Source organism: Bradyrhizobium sp. JYMT SZCCT0180 (genome assembly GCF_018130165.1).
Lineage (GTDB): Bacteria > Pseudomonadota > Alphaproteobacteria > Rhizobiales > Xanthobacteraceae > Bradyrhizobium.
On the sequence record NZ_JAFCLZ010000011.1, the window covers coordinates 246114 to 271455 of the forward strand.

General features: G+C 63.7%; 20 protein-coding genes and 1 pseudogene. 19 read left to right on the top strand and 2 right to left on the bottom strand.

Going from position 1 to position 25342, the window contains the following annotated elements; translation table 11 throughout:
• From murD to JQ641_RS18340, 4 genes are all read left to right on the top strand, one after another.
• A complete protein-coding gene (murD, locus tag JQ641_RS18325; RefSeq protein ID WP_211997367.1) occupies window positions 1-1401 on the top strand; it encodes a UDP-N-acetylmuramoyl-L-alanine--D-glutamate ligase in 1401 nt (466 codons plus the stop codon).
• A 184-nt stretch (window positions 1402-1585) separates the two neighbouring features.
• Window positions 1586-2794: an ABC transporter substrate-binding protein gene (locus JQ641_RS18330; protein WP_211997368.1), complete on the top strand. Its 1209-nt coding sequence runs from the start codon at window positions 1586-1588 to the stop codon at window positions 2792-2794.
• A 115-nt stretch (window positions 2795-2909) separates the two neighbouring features.
• A complete protein-coding gene (locus JQ641_RS18335; protein ID WP_211997369.1) occupies window positions 2910-3662 on the top strand; it encodes an SDR family NAD(P)-dependent oxidoreductase in 753 nt (250 codons plus the stop codon).
• A gap of 52 nt (window positions 3663-3714) precedes the next feature.
• Window positions 3715-4854, top strand: coding sequence for an oxidoreductase (locus JQ641_RS18340; RefSeq protein WP_283815205.1), 1140 nt, complete (start codon window positions 3715-3717; stop codon window positions 4852-4854).
• A 144-nt stretch (window positions 4855-4998) separates the two neighbouring features.
• On the opposite strand, the gene JQ641_RS18345 is transcribed toward JQ641_RS18340, so the two are convergent.
• Window positions 4999-6345 (bottom strand): GDSL-type esterase/lipase family protein, encoded by a 1347-nt coding sequence (locus JQ641_RS18345; RefSeq protein ID WP_211997371.1) that lies wholly within the window; start codon window positions 6343-6345, stop codon window positions 4999-5001.
• A gap of 251 nt (window positions 6346-6596) precedes the next feature.
• On the opposite strand from JQ641_RS18345, the gene JQ641_RS18350 reads away from it, so the two are divergent.
• From JQ641_RS18350 to murC, 4 genes are all read left to right on the top strand, one after another.
• On the top strand, window positions 6597-7316 hold the full coding sequence (locus tag JQ641_RS18350) for a hypothetical protein (RefSeq protein ID WP_211997372.1): 720 nt from the start codon (window positions 6597-6599) through the stop codon (window positions 7314-7316).
• A gap of 140 nt (window positions 7317-7456) precedes the next feature.
• Window positions 7457-8608, top strand: coding sequence for a putative lipid II flippase FtsW (gene ftsW / locus JQ641_RS18355; protein WP_211997373.1), 1152 nt, complete (start codon window positions 7457-7459; stop codon window positions 8606-8608).
• A 179-nt stretch (window positions 8609-8787) separates the two neighbouring features.
• Window positions 8788-9897 carry an undecaprenyldiphospho-muramoylpentapeptide beta-N-acetylglucosaminyltransferase gene (gene murG, locus JQ641_RS18360; protein ID WP_211997374.1) on the top strand — a complete coding sequence of 370 codons (1110 nt, stop codon included), beginning with the start codon at window positions 8788-8790 and terminating at the stop codon, window positions 9895-9897.
• A gap of 130 nt (window positions 9898-10027) precedes the next feature.
• On the top strand, window positions 10028-11431 hold the full coding sequence (gene murC, locus JQ641_RS18365) for a UDP-N-acetylmuramate--L-alanine ligase (protein ID WP_211997375.1): 1404 nt from the start codon (window positions 10028-10030) through the stop codon (window positions 11429-11431).
• Between the two features lie 56 nt (window positions 11432-11487).
• On the opposite strand, the gene JQ641_RS18370 is transcribed toward murC, so the two are convergent.
• Window positions 11488-11823, bottom strand: coding sequence for a GIY-YIG nuclease family protein (locus JQ641_RS18370; RefSeq protein WP_211997376.1), 336 nt, complete (start codon window positions 11821-11823; stop codon window positions 11488-11490).
• A 20-nt stretch (window positions 11824-11843) separates the two neighbouring features.
• Here JQ641_RS18370 and murB point away from each other — a divergent pair, with 20 nt between their 5' ends.
• From murB to JQ641_RS18420, 11 genes and pseudogenes are all read left to right on the top strand, one after another.
• Entirely contained in the window at window positions 11844-12767 is a 924-nt protein-coding gene (gene murB, locus JQ641_RS18375; protein WP_211997377.1) for a UDP-N-acetylmuramate dehydrogenase, read from the top strand.
• Complete coding sequence (locus JQ641_RS18380) at window positions 12767-13759, top strand: D-alanine--D-alanine ligase family protein (RefSeq protein WP_211997378.1); 993 nt, start codon at window positions 12767-12769, stop codon at window positions 13757-13759. The genes murB and JQ641_RS18380 overlap by 1 nt, the downstream gene beginning before the upstream one ends.
• 77 nt (window positions 13760-13836) lie before the next feature.
• Window positions 13837-14170: pseudogene (locus JQ641_RS37990) on the top strand (D-alanine--D-alanine ligase); the annotation flags it as partial.
• A complete protein-coding gene (locus JQ641_RS18385; protein WP_211997379.1) occupies window positions 14110-15099 on the top strand; it encodes a cell division protein FtsQ/DivIB in 990 nt (329 codons plus the stop codon). The pseudogene JQ641_RS37990 and the gene JQ641_RS18385, both read left to right, overlap by 61 nt.
• Entirely contained in the window at window positions 15096-16418 is a 1323-nt protein-coding gene (gene ftsA, locus JQ641_RS18390) for a cell division protein FtsA (protein ID WP_211997380.1), read from the top strand. Before JQ641_RS18385 ends, ftsA begins: the two co-directional genes overlap by 4 nt.
• A gap of 108 nt (window positions 16419-16526) precedes the next feature.
• A complete protein-coding gene (gene ftsZ / locus JQ641_RS18395) occupies window positions 16527-18335 on the top strand; it encodes a cell division protein FtsZ (RefSeq protein WP_211997381.1) in 1809 nt (602 codons plus the stop codon).
• Window positions 18336-18688: 353 nt separating this feature from the next.
• A complete protein-coding gene (lpxC, locus tag JQ641_RS18400) occupies window positions 18689-19642 on the top strand; it encodes a UDP-3-O-acyl-N-acetylglucosamine deacetylase (protein WP_211997382.1) in 954 nt (317 codons plus the stop codon).
• Window positions 19643-20042: 400 nt separating this feature from the next.
• Entirely contained in the window at window positions 20043-20951 is a 909-nt protein-coding gene (locus JQ641_RS18405; RefSeq protein ID WP_211997383.1) for an outer membrane protein assembly factor BamD, read from the top strand.
• A 13-nt stretch (window positions 20952-20964) separates the two neighbouring features.
• The gene (gene recN / locus JQ641_RS18410; RefSeq protein ID WP_211997384.1) at window positions 20965-22638 is read left to right on the top strand and encodes a DNA repair protein RecN; all 1674 of its coding nucleotides are present in this window, start codon (window positions 20965-20967) and stop codon (window positions 22636-22638) included.
• Between the two features lie 217 nt (window positions 22639-22855).
• Entirely contained in the window at window positions 22856-25012 is a 2157-nt protein-coding gene (gene ligA, locus JQ641_RS18415; RefSeq protein ID WP_211997385.1) for an NAD-dependent DNA ligase LigA, read from the top strand.
• Between the two features lie 4 nt (window positions 25013-25016).
• The coding region (locus JQ641_RS18420) for a hypothetical protein (RefSeq protein ID WP_211997386.1) at window positions 25017-25342 on the top strand (326 nt) is incomplete at its 3' end.

A 25342-nucleotide genomic window follows, 5' to 3' on the forward strand; every position in this document is an offset into this window, starting at 1 on the left:
TTGATTCCGGTTACTTCCTTCGCAGGCAAGACAGTTGCCGTGTTCGGCCTCGGCGGCTCCGGACTCGCGAGCTGCCACGCGCTGAAGGCGGGCGGCGCGGAGGTGATTGCCGGCGACGATAGCGCCGATAACGTCGCCAAGGCGGCGCAGGAAGGTTTCATCACCGCCGACCTGCGTACCGTGTCTTGGGATAATTTCGCCGCGCTGATATTGACGCCCGGCGCGCCGCTGACCCATCCGGCACCGCATTGGTCGGTGCTGATGGCGCGGCAGGCCGGCGTCGAGGTGATCGGCGATATCGAATTGTTCTGCAGGGAACGAAGGCGTCACGCACCCGATGCGCCGTTCGTCGCCATCACCGGCACCAACGGCAAATCCACCACCACGGCGCTGATCGCCCATCTGATGAAGGTTGCCGGTTACGATACCCAGATGGGCGGCAACATCGGCACCGCGATCCTGTCGCTGGAGCCGCCGCGGATGGGGCGGGTGCATGTGATCGAGATGTCGTCCTATCAGATCGATCTGGCGCCCTCGCTCGATCCGTCCGTCGGCATTTTGCTCAATGTCAGCGAAGACCATATCGATCGCCACGGCACGCTGGAGCATTACGCGGCGGTGAAGGCGCGGCTCGTTGCCGGCGTGCAGCCGCAGGGCACCTCCATCGTCGGCGTCGACGACGGCTGGTGCCGCAACATTGCCGACCGGCTTGATCAGGCCGGCAAGCGCGTGGTGCGCATCTCCGTGAAAAACCCGCTGCCCGACGGCGTCTATGTCGAGCGCGAAACCATTGTTCGCGCCTCCGGCGGCGCGCGGAGCGAGATCGCAAAACTCGGCGGCATCGGCTCACTGCGCGGCCTGCACAACGCGCAGAATGCGGCGTGCGCTTCGGCCTGCGCGCTGGCGATGGGCATCGCGCCCGACATCCTGCAGAACGGCCTGCGCAGTTTTCCCGGTCTCGCGCACCGCATGGAGCAGGTCGGTCGCCGCGGCAATGTGCTGTTCGTCAACGATTCCAAGGGGACCAATGCGGACGCGGCGGCGCATGCGCTGTCGTCCTTTGGCGACATCTTCTGGATCGCCGGCGGCAAGCCGAAACTCGGCGGCATTACCAGCCTCACCGAATATTTCCCGCGCATCCGCAAAGCCTATCTGATCGGCGAAGCTGCGCAGGAATTTGCCGGCACGCTCGGCACCCGCGTGCCGCACGAGATTTCGCAGACGCTCGATGTCGCCGTCGCCAGCGCCGCGCGCGACGCCGAAGCCTCGGGCCTCACTGATCCCGTGGTCTTGCTGTCGCCGGCTTGCGCCTCGTTCGACCAGTACCGCAACTTCGAAATCCGCGGCGCCAAATTCCGCGATCTCGTCACGGCGATGCCGGGCGTCAAGCCGGTGGTGTGAAATTATCGCCGCCGAGTGGCGATGCGCCGGTCATCATCTTCAACCGCGCCTCGCTGCCCTGCAACACGATGCGCAGCACGGAAACAAAAGCCGGCGCTTCGCTTTCCAGCGATGCGCTTCCCCTGTACCATCATGTCAAGACGACCGGCATCAAGCGGTCGTCACGAAAAAGGGGAGGCTCTTCATGCGTCGCAATATGATCGCCGCGTTCGTGCTCCTGTTGTCGGGAGCGGGGCTGACCGGCTCCGCGGTCGCGCAGCAACCGGTCAAGCTCGGTGTTCTCAACGATCAGACGGGACTGTACGCGGATCTGTCCGGCATGGGCTCGGTCCATGCCGCGCGCATGGCGGTCGAGGATTTCGGCGGCAAGGTGCTGGGCCGGCCAATCGAAGTCATCTTCGCCGACCACCAGAACAAGCCCGACATCGGCGCCAACATCGCGCGGCAGTGGATCGAGAATGAGGGCGTCAAACTCATCCTCGACGTTCCCAATTCGGCCGTGGGGCTCGCCGTGCGAGAGATAACGCGCACGCGCGACGCCGTTGATATCAACACCGGCGCCGCGACGTCGGATCTGTCCGGAAAAGCCTGTTCGGCGCACGGCGTGCACTGGAGCTTCGACACCTACGGTCTTGCGGCGACGATCGGCCAGGCGTTGGTGAAGCAAGGCGGCGATAGCTGGTTTTTCATCACCGCTGATTACGCATTCGGGCATGCCCTCGAAAAAGACACCTCGACGTTCGTCACGGCCGCAGGCGGCAAGGTGCTGGGGGCCGTGCGCCATCCGCTCAATACCGCCGACTTCTCGTCCTTCCTGCTGCAGGCGCAAGCCTCCAAGGCCAAGATCGTCGCGCTCTCGAACGCCGGCGGCGACACCATCAACGCGATCAAACAGGCCGGGGAATTCGGCCTCGGCCGCAAAGGTGACCAGCGCGTGGCGGCACTCCTGCTGCAGTTTCCGGACACCCACGCCCTTGGCCTCGAAGCGGCGCAGGGCCTGACCGCGAGCGAGACTTTCTTCTGGGACCTCGACGACGCGACCCGTGCCTGGACCAAACGCCTGATCGCCCGGAACGCCGGGAAGCCGCCGAGCATGATCCATGCCGGGACCTACGGGGCCACGCTGCATTACCTCAAGGCGGTGGCGGCAGCCGGGACGACCGATGCGACCCAGGTCGTCGCCAAGATGAAGGAACTGCCGATCGACGACTTCTACACCAAGGGCACGGTGCGCGAGGATGGACGTGTGATGCGGCCTTATTATCTGCTGCAAGTGAAGAAGCCTTCGGAATCCAAATACCAGTTCGATTATCTCAAGCTCCTTGCCACGGTGCCGGCTGAGCAAGCGGCGCGGCCGTTGAGCGAGACCGCTTGCCCGTTGGTGAAGCGCTGAGGCGGTACCCAGCGAAAGCCGAGCCTGATATCAACACGCCGCCGACCTCATGTATCTATCGCGGGCCCTGGAATCCCGCGCGGACCGGCGCATGCGCATTTGAAGGAGAGAAGCGATGGATCTGAAGGGCATGGTTGCACTGGTGACGGGTGGCAATGGCGGACTGGGGCAGCGCATCTGCCACGCGCTCGCGCAGGAGGGCGCACATGTGGCTGTCATGTACGCGCGCAGCCGCGAACAGGCGGAAACCGTCGCCGCCGAACTGACGTCGCGTTATCAGATCAACGCTCGAACTTTCGCCTGCGACATCACCGACGCCGCGGCCGTGGATCGGCTGGTCGGCGAGGTAACGCAGGCCTTCGGCCGCCTTGATATCCTGATCAATGACGCCGCCTACAACCTCGCGATCCCCTTCGGCGATCTCGACAGTCTGTCGATGGAAGTGTGGAACAGGATCATGGCCACCAATCTGACGGGGCCGATGCAGCTGATCAAGGCGGTAGCTCCTGTCATGAAGGCCCAGGGACAGGGCCGCATCATCAACATCGCTTCGGTGGCGGGGCTCAGCCCAACCGGTTCTTCGATCGCCTATGCCGTGTCGAAGGCGGGACTGATTCACTTGACGCGTTGCATGGCGGTGGCGCTGGCGCCCGAGACGCTTGTCAACTGCGTGGCGCCGGGTCTGTTGGACGGCACCCGCGCGACAGCGAACCTCCGGCCCGAGCAGGTCGAACGCTCCGCATCGGCCTCGCTCCTGAAGAAGCCGGCCGACAAGGACGACTGCGCCGACATGGTTGTCGCCATGTGCCGCACCGAGACCATGACCGGCCAAACTGTCGTCATCGACTCCGGACGCGTCTTCCACTAGACGGGCTTCCATTCGATGCCGCCCAGTTTGAAGATTAACCGAGGTTCGATCGATGATCGTTTGGTCTCCTTTCAGGTTCAACAGCGGACAAGCGATGGCAAATCGGTTTGCGATTGCTCCGCTGACGACCGATTCTTCCCATGAAGAGGGGACGGCTACCGAACACGAACTCGAATTTATCCGTCGGCGAGCCGCCAGCGGATTCGGCGCGACCATTTCTTCCGCCACTTACGTCGAACAAAACGGGCGCTCGTGGCAGGGAACAGGCGCGACACATGAGGGACACCTGCCTGGCCTCCGTCGGCTCGCTGAAGCAATGCATGCCGCAGGAGGTCTTGCGATCCTCCAGATATATGACGGTGGCCGCATCGCAAAGCCCGAGTTGATAGGCGAGCAATGTCTGCGTGCGCCGTCTGCGGTTGCATCGTTGCGGCCCGGAGCAAAGACGCCAAGGGCGATGACATCAGATGAGGTTGGAAGCCTGATCGCGAGCTTTCGAGAGGCTGCTTGCCTCGCGCGAAAGGCCGGTTTCGACGGCGTCGAGATTCACGGAGCCAACCATTACGCGATTCATCAGTTTTTCTCACCTCGGGCCAATCATCGCGTTGATCATTGGGGAGGAACGCTTTCAAAACGCATGAACTTTCCTCTCGCCGTCGCGCAGGCCGTTCGCGACGCCCTCGGTCCAAAGCTGATTGCAGGGTTTCGCGTTACGCCGTTCGAGGCCGAGCCGGACGGTTATACGCTAGAGGACGCCAAACTGCTTTGTAATGAACTTGCAAGGCTGGATCTCGACTACATCTCCATTTCGCTTGATGACTATCGGAAGAGCCGACCTCAGCGAGAGACCCGTGTTTATAATGGTCCGGTCGAGGAGAATTACGCCCCTGCAGAGAATCCAATCACGGAATTTGCCCGCGTTATAGCGGGCCGCAGCGCAGTCATGGCCAGCGGTGGGATTAAAACGTGCAAGGATGCTGAAGGGGCGATCGCAATGGGAGCTGATCTGGTTGCGGTAGGACGCGCCGTGGTGGTTGATCCGGAGTGGCTTTCCAAAGTCCGAAGCAGGAATGAAGCATCAATCATCGCGGGATTGCCGAAGGATGAACGCGAGATAGCCAAAGCCCTGAGCATTCCGCCGCGAATGGTCGAATATTTGTTGAGCCGTCCAGGTTGGATCCCTCGCCTTTAGGGCGTTTTCCAGCGTAGTGGACACCGGTTCGCGTCAAGAAAACGCGTCAAATCAGGAATCTGGAGCCCTGTTCCGATTCAATCGGAACGGGGCTCCAGACCTCGGCGCGGTCAACGTCGGGTATGAAGCCGGTGGTTTGAGCGGCTATTGCTTCTTCGCACTCCGGCCGGCGCGCACCGGTTTGAACAAGTCCAGGTCGATCGCCTGACCCATCGCCAGATAACCCGTGCGATTGGGATGCAGCTTGTCGCCGGCGCCGCCGGTGGTGCTGTCGGGGACGAATTCTACCTTGAGGCCGCCCGATTGCGGATCGAGGGTCGCCTTGTCGAAATCGATCACGCCGTCGAATGTGCCCGAGGTGCGGATGAAGTCGTTCAGCGCTTTCCGTTTGGCGTCCTGTTCGGGGAAGCCATGGGCGGCGCTCGAACTGCCGAGCGCTGTCGTCACGGTCGCGCCGAATACGCGGACATGCGGCCATTTCGCGCGCAGCCGGGCGACGCCGTCTTTCATGGCTGCGATGACCTTGTCGCTTTCGGCGTTGCCGTTCTTGCTGAAGTCGTTGATGCCTTCCAGCCAGATCAGGCTGGAGATGCCGGAGAGCGAGAGCACGTCGCGCTCGAGCCGCTGGCCCGAAGCAGGACCGCCGGGGAACGGTTTGCCTGGGCCGTACTCGGCAGGCCCGGCGATCTGGTTGCCGCCGATGCCGCCGTTCACCACCGCGACCTTGTTGCCATGGATTGCCTTGAGGCGGCGCGAGAGCACGTTGGGCCAGCGGTCGTCGCCATTCATGGTGGACGCCGTGCCGTCGGTGATGGAATCGCCGAACGCCATGATGGCGAAGGCGTCGGTCGGTGCCGTCATCTCGATCGCATCGAGGAAGAACCACGACGCGGTCGTATACGGAAATGCCGCCTCGTCCTCCAACGTGCCCTTGGATCCCGCACCGGGTGCGGTGACGTAAGACGTCGTCAGCGCCTTGGCGTGCCAGGTCATCGGGCCGCTTTCGCCCACGATGTGAAAGCTGACCGCGAGGCGGCGGCCGGCGAGCTGATCAGGCTGCCCTGCGAACGGCAGCGTGACAGGATCGCTCCAGACCGAATCGCCGGGTGGGACGGTGACGGACATCTTGCCGCCAAACGTCACCAGGCGGTTGGAGCCGCGGAGCAGCGCCGCACTGCCCAATTGCAGGCCGGCACAAACGCCGTCGAACGTCACGGGCTTGGTGCCGAATGCGTTGCTGAGCCTGATGCGGGCCTGTTTTCCCCACAGATCGGGCCGCACGATCAGGCGAAAGGTCTGATCCCGCGCGCCGGCCGCAGGATCGGGGAACGCAAATTTCTGGTCGGGCTGGGCGGACGGGTTGCCGACGGGATAGGGGCCCTGGACCGAACCCGTCCACGACACCACCCAGTTGTCGGCATCCCGGGCGGATGCAGCCTGCGGCAATGCGGCGAGCACCGACGCGATAATGAAGTGGACCAGCGGGCGCATGGCGTTTCTCCCCCAATTTTGTCTTAGTCGGCATTATCCTAGAATTTCCGGCTGCCTGACGCCAACTCCCGTTCGGGGAAAAGTGATGACGAGGGGCCGCCGTGTCCTTCCCGTCTCCATCTCATTAACCCTTCACGAAATCCATCATCTCTCAACCGGAATTGATGGATATCGTTCTCGATTCACCCATGGTTCGCACCACATGTAGACCGACGAGGGGCTTTGGACTCTTCGAAAAGTCGAGGGTGGCCTTGAGCGAGAGTGAAACCACGACCGAGACGGTCGAGATACCCGGCGCGCTTACATTGAGCAACCCGGTCCCTCCGCCGATGACTGTGCCGCTGCCGATCGTAGCGTGGCCGCACGGAGTCAAGAACGCCTGGCTCGGCATTCTCTTCCTTGTGAACGCCGTGATTTTTCTTCCGGTGGCCGCAATGCTTCCCGTGCTTGTCGTTCACGGGATGTGGGATGATTTCCTAACTCCGAAAGGAGCCTTCGCATCCCTGATCCTGCTCTTTACTTTTACATGCGGGCTGTACTTCGGGGGGGCGGCGATGGGCGCCGCACTTGCCTGCTTCTGGGACGCTGCGCGTGGCGATCCCGTCCTCGAGATCACCGCCGACGGTTTGCGCGATCGTCGCTCCGGCCTGTCGGTGCTGTGGACATCGGTTAGATCCGCTAAACCTGTTGGTCTTTCCGTCGACCTGCAGCTTCATGGTCCTGTCACGAATTGGCAGAATCCATTCCGGATCGGTGTTCTCTTTCAACGCCGTCGTCTGCCGGATCATATGATCGTCTCCGTCGCGTATCTCGACGCGCCGGCACATGTCCTCCTCTATACCATCCTCACGTTGACCCAGCGGAACGGCGGTGAGGTAATCACGAAGCTGCCCAGCGGATTGGAACTGTACCCCCGTCTGATTCCGCGAAGACGCCCGCTCTCAGTTGCCATCATCCGCGAAGTTGGGTGAGCCGGCATTCTGGCCGCGGCAGGTATGACGACCTTTTGTGGTGCGCGGCTGTGCCCAAATTTCAAAGCCAACCAATTCGTTAACCCCTTGGAAACCATCCTCCGCCACCAATGGGAGACCTCTGCCATTTGGGGACGCCCATGCTCGCCCGTGACCAACGCACCCCGTTCTCGGAATGGTGGTGGACCGTGGATAGACTGCTGCTCGCGGCGATCATCGCGCTGGTCGTGGGCGGCCTCATCCTGTCGCTGGCGGCGAGCCCGCCGGTGGCGACCCGGATCGGGCTCGATCCCTTCCACTTCTTCAACCGGCACGTGTTGTTCCTGCTGCCGTCCTTCATCGTGCTGGTCGGGGTATCCTTCATGTCCCCGAAGAACATCCGCCGTGGGGCGCTGCTGGTATTTGCGGTCTCGATCGTGCTGATCGTGGCGACGCTGATGTTCGGCCCCGAGGTCAAGGGGTCGCGGCGCTGGATCACGTTGCTCGGCGTCAACATCCAGGCCTCGGAATCCGCCAAGCCGGCTTTCGTCGTGATCGCGGCGTGGCTGTTTGCGGAATCGACCAAGCGTCCGGAGATGCCGGCGACCTCGATGGCGATGGTGCTGCTGTTGCTGCTGGTGTCGCTGTTGGTGATGGAGCCGGATTTCGGCCAGACCATGCTGATCCTGATGGTGTGGGGGGCGCTGTTCTTCATCGCGGGCATGCGGATGATCTGGGTGGCCGGTCTTGCCGGCGCCGCCGCAGCCGGATTGTTCGGCGCGTATCTCCTGGTGCCGCACGTCGCGCACCGCATCAAACGATTCATGAATCCCGGCTCGGGCGATACGTTCCAGCTCGACATGGCGATGGATGCGTTCTGGAACGGCGGCTGGTTCGGGCTCGGACCCGGCGAAGGCATCGCCAAGCGCAGCCTGCCGGACAGCCACACCGATTTCGTGTTCGCGGTGGCGGCGGAAGAGTTCGGCATCATCCTGTGCCTGGCGCTGGTGGCATTGTTCGCCTTTGTCGTGATCCGCACATTGCTGCGCGCCTATGCCAGCGAGGACATGTTCTCCCGGTTTGCCGCTTCCGGCCTCGCCATCCTGTTCGGCGTGCAGGCCGCGATCAACATGGCGGTCAATCTGCAGCTGATCCCCGCCAAGGGCATGACGCTGCCGTTCATCTCCTATGGCGGCTCTTCCATCATCTCGCTGGCCTACGGCGTCGGCATGATGCTGGCGCTGACGCGGCAGCGCCCGCGCACCGAGATCGAGTCGCAGAACAATGCCAACGCGGTGCGGAGTTACGCGTAGGCTCTCGTGTCCCGGACAAGCGAAGCGAAGATCCGGGACCCAGAACGTCGCGGCAATGGGCCCCGGTTCAGCAGCGCACCACGCCGCGAAGGGCGGCGCGCTACGCTGCGCCCGGGGCAAGAGAACCGCATTCGTCGCTGCGCTCGCAATGACGGTTTGTTGTCTGTAAAAGACCTCCCATGGAAAAAAACGCACCCCTTATCCTGCTCGCGGCCGGCGGTACCGGCGGCCATTTATTTCCGGCCGAGGCGCTCGGCGTCGAACTAATCAAACGCGGTTTTCGCGTGCGGCTTGCGACCGACGCCCGCGCGCTGCGCTACAGCGGCCTGTTCTCCAAAGCCAATGACAATATCGACGTGGTGCCGAGCGAGACCGTGCGCGGCCGCAATCCGATCTCGCTGGCCCGTACCGCTGTCATGCTCGGCTATGGCGGCCTCATAGCGCTCAATCTGGTGCGGCGGCTGAAGCCATCGGCCGTGATCGGCTTCGGCGGCTATCCGACGCTGCCGCCGCTGATGGCGGCCCGATTGCTCGGCGTGCCCAGCCTCATCCACGACGCCAACGCGGTGCTCGGCCGCGCCAACCGGTTTCTCTCAAGCCGAGTCAACGCGATCGCGACCTCGCTGCCGGGCGTGCTCGATCGCGATCCGGCGCTGGCAAGCAAGGCAACGACGGTGGGCACGCCGATGCGTCCGGCGATCCTGGCCGCCGCCGCGATACCCTTTGCCTCGCCCGAGGCGAACGGACCACTTCGGTTGCTGGTGGTCGGCGGCAGCCAGGGCGCGCGCGTGATGAGCGACATCGTGCCGCCGGCGATCGAACGGCTGGAGCCGGTGCTGTGGAGCCGGCTGATCCTGACGCAACAGGTGCGCGAAGAGGATATGGCGCGGGTGCGCGCGGTCTATGACCGGCTCAAGATCAGCGCAGAGCTGGCGCCGTTCTTCACGGACTTGCCGGCGCGGCTGGCTTCCAGCCATCTGGTGGTCTCGCGCTCCGGCGCCGGCACCGTGGCCGAACTCGCCGCGATCGGCCGGCCCTCGATTCTGGTGCCGCTGCCCGGCGCGATCGATCAGGACCAGTTCGCCAATGCCGGCGTGCTGGCCAAGGTCGGCGGCGCGCTGCGCATCGCGCAGGCGGAGTTCACGCCGGACCGCCTGGCTGCTGAAATCTCCGCATTCGCCGCCGAGCCGGCCAAGCTTACCGAGATGGCCGCCGCCTCCCGCACCGTGGGCAGGCTGGACGCTGCCGAGCGGCTGGCCGATCTGGTGCAGAAAGTTGCCGGAATCTAGGCGGAAAAAGCTCTTGTCATGCCCCGCGAAAGCGGGGCATCCAGTACGCTGCGCCGCTGATTGGACTGAACGGCGGCGCGGAGTACTGGATCGCCCGCCTTCGCGGGCGATGACAGCTAAGGATTGACGCATGAGACTGCCGCGCGAGATCGGACCCATCCACTTCGTCGGGATCGGCGGCATTGGCATGAGCGGCATCGCCGAAGTCCTGAGCAATCTCGGCTATACCGTGCAGGGTTCGGACGCCTCTGAAAGCGGTAACGTCACGCGGCTGCGCGACAAGGGCATATCGGTCTCGGTCGGACACAAGGCCGAGAATGTCGACGGCGCCGACGTGGTCGTGGTCTCGACCGCGATCAAGCGCGACAATCCCGAACTGATGGCGGCGCGCGCCCAGCGCATTCCCGTGGTGCGCCGCGCCGAAATGCTGGCCGAACTGATGCGGCTGAAAAGCTGTGTCGCGATCGCCGGCACCCATGGCAAGACCACGACGACGACGATGGTCGCGACGCTGCTCGACGCCGGCGACCTCGATCCGACCGTGATCAATGGCGGCATCATCAATGCCTATGGCTCCAATGCGCGATTGGGCGCGGGCGACTGGATGGTGGTGGAAGCCGACGAGAGTGACGGCACGTTCCTGAAGCTGCCGTCCGATGTCGTGATCGTCACCAACATCGATCCCGAGCATCTCGATCACTTCAACACTTTCGAGGCGATCCAGGATGCATTCCGCAATTTCGTCGAGAACGTGCCGTTCTACGGCTTTGCCGTGATGTGCACCGATCATCCAGTGGTGCAGACCCTCGTCGGCAAGATCGAGGATCGCCGCATCATCACCTATGGCGAGAACCCGCAGGCCGATGTGCGGCTGGTCGATCTCACGCCGATGGGCGGCGGCTCGAAGTTCAAGGTCGTGTTCCGCAACCGCAAGACCGGCGCTACGCATGAGATATCCGACATCATGCTGCCGATGCCGGGACGCCACAACGCCTCGAATGCGACGGCGGCGATCGCGGTGGCGCATGAACTCGGCATTTCCGGCGAGGTGATCCGCAAGGCGATGGCGGGCTTTGGCGGCGTCAAGCGGCGCTTTACCAAGACCGGCGAATGGAACGGCGTCACCATCATCGACGATTACGGCCATCATCCGGTCGAGATCGCAGCGGTGCTGAAGGCAGCGCGCGAATCCACCAACGGCAAGATCGTCGCCGTGGTGCAGCCGCATCGCTTCACCCGGCTGCAATCGCTGTTCGAGGAATTTTGTACCTGCTTCAACGACGCCGATGCGGTCGTCGTCGCCGAAGTCTATCCGGCCGGCGAGGCGCCGATCGAAGGCATCGACCGCGACCATTTCGTGCTCGGCCTGCGCGCGCACGGCCATCGCGAGGTCATTCCGCTGCAAAATTCTTCCGAACTGGCCGAGGTGATCAGCGGCATCGCTGATAATGGCGATTACGTGGTTTGCCTCGGTGCCGGCAACATCACCCAATGGGCCTACGCGCTGCCCGGCGAACTGAAGGCGTTGGGGTGAGGGGCCTATCACCTCCAACTCCGTCATGGCCGGGCTTGTCCCGGCCATCCACGTCTTTACTGCGTGATCGTCGGATAGAGATCGTCCCAATCTGGATTTGCAGCGACAATCGTCCGAACCTTCCAGGCACGCGACCAGTGTTTGATATTATGCTCGCGCTGGATGGCGTCACGGATGTCGTCAAATTGTTCGAAATGGACCAGCCGCTTCAAGCCGTATCGCTTGGTAAAGCCGTCGACGAACCCCGAGCGATGCTCGAATACTCGGCGGACGAGATCGCTCGTCACGCCGACATAGAGGATACCATTCGGACGATTGGTCAGAATGTAGACATAGCCGCCTGCCATGCGGGTAGTCTGCAAGACGTGGATGGCCGGGACAAGCCCGGCCATGACGAGTTGAGAGAGCTTTCGTGACCTTCCCCGACATCGCCCCCGATCTCAAGGCCGCAATGCCCGACCTGCGCGGGCGGCTGCTGGCGAATCAATCACTCGCGGAACTGACATGGTTTCGCGTCGGCGGTCCGGCGCAGGTGCTGTTCACGCCGTCGGATGAAGACGATCTCGCGTACTTCCTGAAGAACCTGCCGAACGAATTGCCGGTCTATGTCGTCGGCGTCGGCTCCAATTTGATCGTGCGCGATGGCGGCATTCTCGGCGTCGTGATCCGGTTGTCGCCGCGCGCGTTCGGCGAGACCCGCGCGGAAGGCGATGTAGTCAGCGCAGGCACCGCCGCGCTCGACAAGCGCGTGGCGGAAACCGCGGCATCGGCCGCTATCGGCGGCATGGAATTCCTGTTCGGCATTCCCGGCACGATCGGCGGCGCGCTGCGCATGAATGCCGGCGCCAATGGCAGCGAGACCAAGGACGTCCTGATCGAGGCCACCGGCATCGGCCGCGACGGCACGAAGCACACCTTCACCAATGCCGACATGAAGTTCGTCTATCGCAACAGCGGCGTTGATCCTTCCATCATCTTCACCTCCGCGCGTTTCCGCGGCGCCATTGCCGCGCCCGAAACCATCCGGGCGCGGATGGAGGAGGTGCAGACCCATCGCGAGACCGCGCAGCCGATCCGCGAAAAGACGGGCGGTTCGACCTTCAAGAACCCGCCCGGCAACAGCGCCTGGAAGCTGATCGATGCCGCCGGCTGCCGCGGCTTGCGCGTCGGCGGCGCACAGGTGTCGGAAATGCACTGCAACTTCCTGATCAATACTGGCAACGCGACCGGGCATGACATTGAAACGCTGGGCGAAACCGTGCGCGCGCGGGTTAAGGAAAATTCCGGAATAGAGTTACACTGGGAAATCAAGCGGATCGGAATCGGACAAAGCTGATGCGGATTACCATTCTCTTCGGCGGCACCAACAAGGAGCGGCTGGTTTCGGTGGCGAGCGCGCAGGCGCTGCATCGCGCCTTGCCGGAGGCGGACCTGTGGTTCTGGCATGTCGCCGACACCGTGCACGACGTGAAGTCGGAAGCCCTGCTCAATCACCAGCGGCCGTTCGAGGACGTATTTGAGCCCGGCAATCGCGGCGTCGCGCTGGAAGCGGCGCTCGATAAAGCGAAAGCCGAAGATCGCGTGCTGGTGCTCGGCCTGCACGGGGGCAGGGCGGAGAACGGTGAACTGCAGGCGATGTGTGAAATGCGCGGCATTCCGTTCACGGGCTCCGGCTCGGCGTCCTCAAATCTGGCCTTCGACAAGACCGCGGCCAAGCGCTTTGCGGCGATTGCGGGCGTGGAGACGCCGGTAGGCATCGCGCTCGATGATATCGATGCCGCGTTTGCCGAATACGGCAAGCTGATTGCGAAACCGGCGCGGGACGGATCGAGCTACGGCCTGATCTTCGTCAACGCCAAGCAGGACCTCGTCGCGGTTCGGAATGCCGCCAAATCGGAGGAATATCTGATCGAGGCGTTCGTTTCCGGCGTCGAGGCCACCTGTGGCGTGCTGGAGCGATCCGACGGCACCATCATGGCGCTGCCGCCGGTCGAGATCATCCCGGGCGAGGGTGCGTTCGACTACACGGCAAAGTATCTGCTCAAATCGACCCAGGAGATCTGTCCGGGCCGGTTTTCGCCCGAGATCACCGCTGATTTGATGGACCAGGCGCACCGGGCGCACCGGGCACTCTCGTGCAGCGGCTATTCCCGGAGCGATTTCATCGTCTCGGCCAAGGGGCTGGTTTATCTGGAGACCAACACCTTGCCGGGACTGACCGCGGCCTCGCTGTATCCGAAGGCGCTGAAGGCCCAGGGAATCGATTTTTCCGATTTCCTGCGCGACCAGGTCGTGCTGGCCGAAAAGCGCGTCGACAGGCGGGGGTGATTCGCCAAGTTAATGCGTCAGGTGAGGGAACCCGCCCCGCCCGGATGAAATATTACTAAAATCCTAACCAATGCCCGGCAAACTACTCACAAGGCTGCTCAAAACACGCCTCTGACCGGCCAGATTTACCCTTTGTTTACCAGGAAGTCCGAAGGTTAACGCTGGCGGCGCATGTGGCGCTTGGCTGCCGGGGCGTAAGCTGTTGCGGATTTCCGCTTCGACGATCGCATCGAGGGAAAAATGGCCTCCTCACAACCGAGGTCTTAACCCATCCCGGCATCACCGAGACATCACGTGCGCCAGAGCCCGCAAGCCTTTTTGCGGGAACAACTTTTTGACGAGCTCGTGCAATGGATGGTGCAGGACGCCTCGCTCGATCGCTGCGATCGCTGGGGCCCCAAGCTGACCTGAAAGCCGCCGCTATCGGAGCGGTCGTGCTGTTGCGCGAGCGGCTGGGCCTTCGCGCCCGCGTGCGGGCGAAGCGGGTGATCGACCGCGAACCGCCGAACCGCCTGATCCTTCTGCTCGAACGTTACCTGCCGAACCGTGCCGGCGTCGCCCTGACCGTGCTGATGCTGCTCGGCAGCGTGTCGCTTGGTGTCGTCAAGGGCGGCCATGTCGACGAGTTCGTCGCAGCCCTCAGCGACACCCGCAACGCGCTGGCGAATTCGGCCGGCTTCCGCATCACCGAGGTGGCCATCAACGGCCGCAAGCAGCTGAGCCAGGATGAAGTGCTCGCGATCGGCGGCGTCAACGGCCGCTCCTCGCTGCTGTTCCTCGATGCCGCCACGGTGCGCGACAAGCTCAAGACCAATCCCTGGATATCGGACGCCGCGATCCTGAAGCTTTATCCCGGCCGGCTGCAGATCGACATCGTCGAACGTACCGCGTTCGCGCTGTGGCAGCAGGACGGCCGGCTGTCCGTCATCGCCGAGGACGGCGCGGTGCTCGAACCCTATATGTCGCGGCGTTTCATCTCGTTGCCGCTGGTGGTGGGCAAGGGCGCCGCCGACAAGGCGCGCGACTTCCTGGCGCTGCTGGATCGCTATCCGCAGGTCCGCAGCGTGACCAAGGCTGCGATCTATGTCGGCGAGCGGCGCTGGAACCTGCGCCTCAAGGACGGTCTCGATATCCGCCTGCCGGAACACGACGTCGGCAATGCGCTGGCGCTGCTGAGCAAGCTCGACAAGGAGGACAGGCTGTTCTCCCGCGACATCGTCGTGGTCGACATGCGCCTTCCGGACCGGCTGACGGTGCTGTTGTCCGAAGATGCGGCGAAGGCCCGCGAGGAACTGTTCAAGGACAAGAAGACCAAGAAAAAAGCCGGTGACGCAGCATGACCGGCCTCGATCGCAACCAGACCCCGAAGACGCGGCCGATGGCGCAGAAGCGCACCGCGCTGGTGGCCTCGCTCGACATCGGCACCAGCAAGATCGCCTGCATGATCGCGCGGCTGAAGCCGTCGCCGCCGAACGAAGCACTGCGCGGCCGCAGCCACGCGGTTGAGCTGATCGGTTACAGCCAGATCCAGTCGCGCGGCGTCAAGGCAGGCGCGGTGGTCGATCTTGCCGAATGCGAACAGGCCGTGCGCCAGGCGGTGGCGCTGGCCGAACGCATGGCCAAGGTCCGCGTCGAATCCGTTCTGCTGTCGGTCTCCGGCGGCCGGCTGCAAGGCCAGCTGGTCGAAGCCGCCGCCGATATCAGAGGCGGCTCGGTCACCTCTGATGATGTCACCCGCGTGACGTCCACCGGCATGCGCCACGCCACCGGCGAAGGCCGCACCGTGCTGCACGCGCTGCCGGTCAGCTACACGCTGGATGGCGTCAAGGGCATCCGCGATCCCCGCGGCATGGTGGCGCGGCAGTTCGGCGTCGACATGAACGTCGTGACGGCCGATGCGACGGTGGCCAAGAATTTGATGCTGGTGGTCGAGCGTTGTCATCTCAACGTCGAGGCCATGGCGGCAAGTCCTTATGTGGCGGGCCTTTCGGTCCTCACCGACGACGAAGCCGACATCGGCGCCGCCGTGGTCGAGATGGGCGCCGGGTCGACCACGATCGCGACCTATTCGGCCGGACGCTTTGTGCACGCCTCGGGGTTTGCGGTCGGCGGGCAACACATGACGATGGATCTTGCACGCGGCGTCGGCGCATGCATTGCGGATGCCGAGCGAATCAAGACCTTATACGGCACCGTGCTGACCGGCGGGTCAGACGCGCGCGAGCTGATGTCCGTACCGACCGCAGGCGATGACGAGCGCGATGCGCCGCAGATCGTCTCGCGCGCCACGATCGCGAACATCGTCCGGCATCGCGCCGAGGAGATCTTTGAAATGGTCCGGGACCGGCTCGCGGATTCCCCCTTTGCGGCAGAGCCGCGGGCGCGGGTTGTCCTGAGCGGCGGCGCGTCCCAGCTCACCGGTACCGTCGAACTCGCCACCCGCATTCTCAACCGGCCGGTCCGCATCGGTCGCCCGCTCGGCTTCGGCCGGCTGCCCAATGAGGCCAAGAGCGCTTCGTTCGCGGTGCCCGCGGGCCTCTTGGTCTATCCGCAATACGCACACCTCGAACACGTCGAACCGCGGCATACGCGGCAGCTCAGGACAGGGACTGACGGCTATTTCGGAAGGGTCGGACGATGGCTGCGAGAGGGCTTCTGATGACCGGTTTTCATACCAAACGACATTCACATTCACCAACTTCTGCACCCACTCCTGCGGCCGTCGGCCGGGGCGAACCAACGCGCGCGTAATAATCGAGAGGCAACCATGGCACTCAATCTGACACCCCCTGACATCAGCGAGCTGAAACCGCGGATCACCGTCTTCGGCGTCGGTGGAGCAGGCGGCAATGCCGTCAACAACATGATCACTGCCGGGTTGCAGGGCGTCGATTTCGTCGTCGCCAATACCGACGCGCAGGCGCTCACCATGTCCAAGGCCCAGCGCATCGTGCAGATGGGCACGCAAGTGACCCAGGGCCTCGGCGCCGGATCGCAGCCCGATGTCGGTGCGGCCGCGGCGCAAGAGGTCATCGACGAGCTTCGCGATCATCTCACCGGCGCCAACATGGTGTTCGTCACCGCCGGCATGGGCGGCGGCACCGGCACCGGTGCAGCCCCCGTGATCGCCAAGACCGCGCGCGAGATGGGCATCCTCACCGTCGGCGTGGTGACAAAGCCGTTCCACTTCGAGGGCCAGCGCCGCATGCGCACCGCCGAATCGGGCATTTCCGAGCTGCACAAGGTGGTCGACACGCTCCTGATCATCCCGAACCAGAACCTGTTCCGGGTCGCCAACGAAAAGACCACCTTCGCCGACGCCTTCGCGATGGCTGACCAGGTGCTCTATTCGGGCGTCGCCTGCATCACCGACCTGATGGTCAAGGAAGGCCTGATCAACCTCGACTTCGCCGACGTCCGCGCCGTGATGCGTGAGATGGGCAAGGCGATGATGGGCACCGGCGAAGCCACCGGCGAGAAGCGCGCGCTGACCGCGGCCGAAGCTGCGATCGCCAATCCGCTAATCGACGACTCATCGATGAAGGGTGCGCGCGGCCTGTTGATCTCGATCACCGGCGGCAAGGACCTGACCCTGTTCGAAGTCGACGAAGCCGCAACCCGCATCCGCGAGGAAGTCGACCAGGACGCCAACATCATCGTCGGCGCGACCTTCGACGAAAACCTCGACGGCGTGATCCGCGTCTCCGTCGTGGCCACCGGCATCGAACAGGCGCTGATCGCCCGCAACGCGGCAGCGCCCCCCGCTGTCGTGACCAACGCGCCCGCCTCGACGCCGGACACCCGTCTGGCCGATCTCACCGCACGGCTGCGTGCTGACAACCAGCGCCTTGCCGACCGCGCCCAGAAGCTCGAGGCTCCCGCGCCCGTGCAGCAGGCCTCGCCACCCCCGGTTCCCGCCGCCGCCCCGCAGCAGCGCGCGTCCAACAGCGTCGAGCGTGCCGCGCTCGCCGCCATTGCCGCCGCCGTCGCACCGGAAGTGCCGCAGGCCCAGGCGCCGTTGCAGGCCGGCTCCTATGGCGACGTCACGGTTCGCCCGATTGCCCAGAAGCCGACGCTGTTCCCGGACCATAACGAGGCGGCCCGCGCCGAGCCGGAAGCGCAGGCTGCGCTGCCGGAGACCTTCATCCCGCAGGCGGCCGAACGTGCGCCGGCCCGCGGACCGCGGATGCCGAAGTTCGAGGACCTTCCGATGCCGGCCCAGGCCGAAATCCGGCAGGCCCGCGGCGAGCAGGAGGAAGAGCATCCGCAGAAGACCCGGCTGTCGCTGCTGCAGCGCCTGGCCAATGTCGGCCTCGGCCGCCGCGACGAAGAGAGCGAGCCGCCGATCGCGGCCCGCGCCTCCGGTCCGGCGATGGCGCCGCTGCCGCCGCTCCCCGAGCGCAAACCGCAGCGTTCCGTCGCCCAGCAGATGGGTAACGAGCCGGTATCTGAGTATGCCCGCCGTCCGGCGCCGCAGGGTCTGGATGTCCACGGCCGCCCCGCACCTGTTGCCGCGGCGCCACAGGGCGACGACCATCTTGATATCCCCGCCTTCCTTCGGCGGCAGTCCAACTGAGGTTTTGTTACAATTCAGGCAACCCAAAAGGCCCCGGCGGTATCAGCCGGGGCCTTTTTCTTGGGCAGTGCGAGGCATCACAGCTTCGTAATCAAGTCACTGATATTAAATGATTAATTATGAATTACGTGATCTGATGCGGCCGCCGGGACGAGGCCGGGCCGCGCCGGAATTTGGTTAAGCCTTGGCGTGAATGCGGCAGAGATAGGGTAACAATCGGTAAAAAACCGTGAGTTGTGCGCTTGAGGGCAGTGACTATGGTCTGCCGTGACTTGGGGATACCGGAAGCAGATTCGGCGCGAAAGCGGACTGTTCCTGCCTTTTGGTAAAGTCGGGTAGTGGGCGATTATCGAATGAAGTTCAGCCGTCAGACAACGCTTCGGTCGCAAGCCACCGTGACAGGTGTCGGCGTTCATTCTGGTATACCGGTTAATCTGACCATCGGACCTGCGCCTGTCGACGCAGGTTTTATTTTTGTCCGCACCGGTCTTGACGATGCCGACCGTGAAGTTCCCGCGATCGCGGAATCCGTGATTGCCACCGACTTTGCGACCGTACTCGGCGACCGCCAGGGCCCGCTCGTTTCCACCGCCGAGCATGTGCTTGCTGCGCTGCGGGGCATGGGTGTCGATAACGCCACCATCGAAGTCGACGGCCCGGAAGTTCCGATTATGGACGGCAGCGCGGCTGCCTTCGTCGCCGCCATCGATCAGGCAGGCATCGTGACCCAGTCCGCCGCGCGCCGCTTCATCCAGGTGCTGAAGCCGGTGCAGGTCTCGCTCGGTGATTCCTTCGGCGAACTGCGCCCCCATGCCAACGGTTTCCGCGCCGAGGTCGAGATCGACTTCGCCAATCCGGTGATCGGCCGCCAGAACTATTCGCTCGATCTGAGCCCCGAAAGCTTCCGCCGCGAGATTTCCCGCGCCCGGACCTTCGGCTGCATGAATGACGTGGCGCGGCTCTGGAGCGCCGGTTTCGCGCTCGGCGCGTCCTTTGAGAATTCGGTGGTGTTCGACGAGACCCGTCTGCTCAACACTGAAGGCCTGCGCTACAGCGACGAATGCGCCCGCCACAAGGTGCTGGACGTGATTGGCGATCTCGCGCTGGCCGGCCTACCGCTGCTCGGCGCCTACCGGTCGTCCCGTGGCGGCCACAAGCTCAACCACGCGGTGCTGACGGCCCTGATGGCCGATCGCAGCGCCTGGCGGGTGGTCGAAGCCGAACCGGCACGCCGCCCCCGCGTCGAAGCCGGCGCCGGAATGGTCGGCGGTATGGTCGCCCCGGCCTATGGCCCGGACGTTTCCTGACTTTCGTTTTCGAAATGTCCTGACTTTCGATTTTGAACTGTCCGGACTTTCGTTTTGAGTTGTCCTGAAGCTCGCCTTTCCGGCCGCCCGTTCCAATTTCCGTAGTAACCACAATTAGTAACGATGGTGTCTTGCCGCCTTAATCCGGGCGAAATGCCTGCGTATTCGGTTGGTTAAGGACCATTTTTCGGCTAGATAGGCTCGCGGTTGCACGACAGGGCGCCACGAATACAGGACGCCACAAATATTGTGCGCTTGGGAATATGGGGCCAGGGAATATTGGGCTTGGGGAATATTGCGTTCATGACTGCGGTTCATGGATGGACGGGCTCAACCACCAACCGCACCGCTATCAACTGCGTAGCTACAACTGCGTAAAAGGCGTCAGGTCTCACATTTCATGTCGGCACAGCGTATGACGCTCGAACCATGCAAATCAGCGGGTATTTCTCGCCTTCATCGGGCTGCCCGGTCGCTCCGGCTGGCGGCGGGCCTGATCGCGCTGGCCGTCCCCTTGAGCGGATGCGGCACTGGTTCGCTGTGGGACAAGTTCACCGCCAAGGACGACACCTTCGTCGAGGAGCCCGCGGACAAGCTCTATAATGAGGGCTTGTACCTGATGAACCAGCGCAAGGATGCGAAGGCGGCGACGAAGAAATTCGAGGAAGTCGACCGCCAGCATCCCTATTCCGACTACGCGCGCAAATCGCTGCTGATGTCGGCCTACTCGTTCTACTCAGCCGGCGACTATGACGGCTGCATTGGCGCGGCGACCCGTTACGTCACGCTGCATCCGGGCAGCCCCGACGCCGCCTATGCGCAATATCTGATCGCCGCCTCGCACTATGACCAGATCCCGGATATTTCGCGCGATCAGGGCCGCACCGAAAAGGCGATCGCCGCGCTCGAAGAGGTGATTCGCAAATATCCGACCTCGGAATACGCCACCAGCGCCAAGGCCAAGCTCGAAGGCGGGCGTGACCAGCTTGCCGGCAAGGAAATGGATGTCGGCCGCTATTACATGAAAAAGCGCGACTACACCGCGGCGATCAACCGCTTCAAGACCGTGGTCACCCGCTATCAGACCACCCGCCATGTCGAGGAAGCGCTGTTTCGCCTCACCGAGGGCTACATAGCGATCGGCATCGTCGGCGAAGCGCAGACCGCCGCCGCCGTCCTAGGGCACAATTTTCCTGACAGCCGCTGGTACAAGGACGCCTATAATCTAGTAAAGTCCGGCGGTCTCGAGCCGAGCGAGAATCAGGGTTCCTATATTTCCAGGGCCTTCAAGAAGATGGGTCTCGGTTAGGAATTTACCTGGCATGCTGGCGCGTCTGTCGATCCGTGACATCGTCCTGATCGATCGGCTCGATATCGAGTTTTCCCGTGGCCTCGCGGTGCTGACCGGGGAGACCGGCGCGGGCAAATCCATCCTGCTCGATGCTTTCGCGCTGGCGCTCGGCGGCCGCGGCTACGCCGGGCTGGTCCGCCATGGCGTGGAGCAGGGACAGGTCACCGCCACCTTCGATGTGCCCAAGGGCCATCCGGCCGCAAAGATCCTTTCCGAAAACGGCCTCGACGATACCGGGGAAATGATCCTGCGCCGCGTGCAGCTCGCCGACGGGCGTACCCGCGCCTTCATCAACGACCAGTCGATCAGCGTGCAGACGCTCAAAGCCGTTGGTGCTGCGCTGGTCGAGATCCACGGCCAGCACGACGAACGCGCGCTGGTCGATGCCTCGACCCACCGGCAACTGCTCGACGCCTTCGCCGGGCTGGAAAAAGACGTGACCGCGCTGGAGGTGCTGTGGGATGTCAGGCGCACCGCCAACACGGCGCTCGACGCCCACCGCGCCGGCATGGAGCGCGCCGCCCGCGAAGCCGACTACCTCCGCCACGCCTCCGACGAATTGAAAGCGCTGCGGCCCAGGGAAGGCGAGGAAACCGAGCTCGCCGAACGCCGCACCACCATGATGCAGGGCGAAAAGATCGCCAGCGATCTGCGCGAGGCGCAGGAGGCCGTCGGCGGCAACCATTCGCCGGTGCCGGCGCTGGCGGCCGCGGTGCGGCGGCTGGAGCGCCGCGCCGCCAATTCGCCTGCGCTGGTCGAGCCCGCGGTGAAGGCGATCGATATCGCGATCAACGCGCTGGAGGAGGCCGATCAGCATCTCAGCGCCGCGCTGATTGCCGCCGATTTCGATCCGGCCGAGCTGGAGCGGATCGAGGAGCGCCTGTTCGCGCTCCGCGCCGCCTCGCGCAAATATTCGACGCCGGTCGAGGGGCTGGCGGCGCTGGCCGCGAAATATGCCTCCGACGTCGCGCTGATCGATGCCGGCGCGGATCAATTGAAGAAGCTGGAAGCTGCCGCTGATGAAGCCGACAAGCGCTATGCCGCGGCAGCAACCAAACTCTCCGCCGCCCGCACCAAATCGTCGGAAAAGCTCAACAAGGCCGTCAACGCCGAACTGGCGCCGCTGAAACTGGAGCGCGCCAAATTCACGGCGCAGGTCGAAACCGACGCCGCATCGCCGGGCCCGCAGGGCATCGATCGCATCGAGTTCTGGGTCCAGACCAATCCCGGCACCAAGCCTGGGCCAATGATGAAGGTCGCCTCCGGCGGCGAGCTGTCGCGCTTCTTGCTGGCGCTCAAGGTGGTGCTGTCCGACCGCGGCTCGGCGCCCACGCTGGTGTTCGACGAAATCGATACCGGCGTCGGCGGCGCGGTGGCGGACGCCATCGGCGCCCGGCTGGCGCGGCTTGCCGGCAAGGTCCAGGTCATGGCGGTGACGCACGCGCCGCAGGTCGCCGCCCGCGCCAACCATCATCTCCTGATTTCCAAGGACGCGATGGACAAGGGCAAACGCGTCGCCACCCGCGTCAACGCGCTCGCCGCCGACCACCGCCGCGAGGAAATCGCCCGCATGCTGGCCGGCGCGGAAATCACCGCGGAAGCGAGGGCCGCGGCGGACCGGCTGCTGCGCGCGGCGACGGCGTAACCTTTCTCGTGTCCCGGACGCGGTGCAGCGCTCTTCGCGCTGCTCCGCAGAGCTCAGATGTGCAATTGCACATCGGGGGACCCACAAGAGACCGTTGTTGTGGACCCCGGATCAGCAGCGCACCACGCCGCAAGGGCGGCGCGCTGCGCAGCATCCGGGGAACGCCTGAGTTCCTTCCCGTCTTTTCTCCAAATCTTCTTCATCGTATTGATCGGTCATGTCCAAGACAGCAAAGACAAAAACCCTCACCGACGTTGCCAAGCTCACCAAGGCCCAGGCCAAGGTCGAACTGATGCGGCTGGCACTGGAAATCGAGGCGCATAACGAGCGCTACTATCAGAAGGATGCACCGACCGTCTCGGATGCCGCCTATGACGCATTGCGTCAGCGGCTGGAGGCGATCGAGGCGAAGTATCCCGATCTGGTCACGACGGATTCGCCGTCGCAGAAAGTCGGCGCCGCACCGGCGCGCGGGTTCGCAAAAGTGCAGCACGCCGTCCCCATGCTGTCGCTCGGCAACGCCTTCAGCGACGAGGACGTCACCGAGTTCGTCGATCGCGTCAGGCGCTTTCTCAAGCTCGATGTCGACCACATTCCGGCGCTGGTTGCCGAGCCGAAGATCGACGGCCTGTCGCTGTCGCTGCGCTACGAAGACGGCGAACTGGTCCGCGCGGCTACCCGCGGCGACGGCTTCACCGGCGAGGACGTCACCGCCAATGTTCGCACCATCAAGGATATTCCGCACACGTTGAAGGGCCGCAGCATTCCGGCGGCCTGCGAAATGCGCGGCGAAGTCTACATGCTCAAGAAGGATTTTCTCGAGCTGAACAAGAAGCAGGCGGAAGCTGACGATACGGTGTTTGCCAATCCGCGCAATTCGGCGGCGGGCTCGCTGCGCCAGAAAGATGTTTCGATCACCGCGTCGCGGCCGCTGAAATTCTTTGCCTATACCTGGGGTGAGATGAGTGAGCGGCCGGCCGATACGCAGCACGGCATGCTGGAGTGGATGGACAAAGCCGGCTTTGTCGTCAACCCGCGGACCGAGCTTTGCAAGAACGTCGATGACGTTCTCAAATTCTACAGCAAGATCGGTGAGGAGCGCGCCGCGCTTGGATATGACATCGACGGCGTGGTCTACAAGGTCGACCGGCTCGACTGGCAGGAGCGCCTCGGCTTCGTGTCGCGCAGCCCGCGCTGGGCGATCGCGCACAAGTTCGCGGCCGAGCAGGCGACCACGATCCTCAACGGCATCGACATCCAGGTCGGCCGCACCGGGGCGCTGACGCCGGTGGCGCGGCTCGAGCCGGTCACGGTCGGCGGCGTCGTGGTTTCCAACGCGACGCTGCACAATGAAGATTACATCAAGGGCATAGGCAACGACGGCAATCCGATCCGCGACGGCGTCGACCTGCGCATTGGCGACACCGTCGTCGTTCAGCGCGCCGGCGACGTGATCCCGCAGGTCGTCAGCGTCGTCATGGACAAGCGGCCGAAGAACGCAAAGCCGTACAAATTTCCGGACACCTGCCCGGTGTGCGGCAGCCATGCGGTGCGCGAGGAAGACGAGGCGGTGCGGCGCTGCACCGGCGCCTTGATCTGCCCGGCGCAGGCGACAGAACGGTTGAAGCATTTTGTCTCACGGCTCGCGTTCGATATCGATGGGCTCGGTGACAAGCAGATCCAGGAGTTCTACGAGGATGGTCTGGTGATGTCGCCGGTCGACATCTTCACGCTGCAGAAGCGCGATGCCCGCTCGACCAGCAAGCTGATGCAACGCGAGGGCTATGGCGAGACCTCGGTGCGCAACCTGTTCAACGCGATCGACGCCCGCCGCAGCATCGAATTGCATCGCCTGATCTACGGGCTTGGCATTCGCCATGTCGGTGAAGGCAATGCAAAACTGCTGGCGCGGCACTACGCCACCATCGATAATTTTCGCGAGACGATGCTGGCCGCCGCCAAGGGCAGCCAGGACGAAGAGAATACCACCGAGGCCTATCAGGACCTCAACAATATCGGCGGCATCGGCGAGATCGTCGCCGACGCCGTCGTCGAGTTCTTCGCCGAACCGCGCAATGTGAAGGCGCTCGGCGAACTCCTGCGCGAGATCGAGGTGAAGGCGGCCGAACGGCCGCGCAAGAGCTCGCCGGTCTCGGACAAGACCGTGGTGTTCACGGGCTCGCTGACCAAATTCACCCGCGACGAGGCCAAGGCCGTGGCGGAACGCCTCGGCGCCAAGGTCGCGGGCTCGGTGTCGAAGAAGACGGACTATGTCGTCGCTGGCGAGGATGCGGGGTCGAAGCTCACTAAGGCGCGCGAGCTTGGGGTGGCTGTGCTGACAGAAGACGAGTGGCTGGCGTTGATCGGGGAGTGACAGCTTGATTTGGATGTCGTCCTCTCCGCGTCATTGCGAGCGGAGCGAAGCAATCCACATTGCCCCAAGCCGCGCTATGGATTGCTTCGCTGCGCTCGCAATGACGGTTAAGTGCGTCAAAACGACCCGACGGGCAAATCAGTTCGGATTTACGGAAATCGTGTCAAGCAGAAAATTTCTGCAAATCAAAAATATTTCTGTTGTCGGCCGACCCAAATCAGTGCGCATCTATCGCCATCCCGTCCTACTCAGAAGGGCGTCGGCCGTCGTCACGGACGTTGGACGGGTTGCGGTGGACGCTGGTTTACGCCTCGACGACGGCGTGGACTA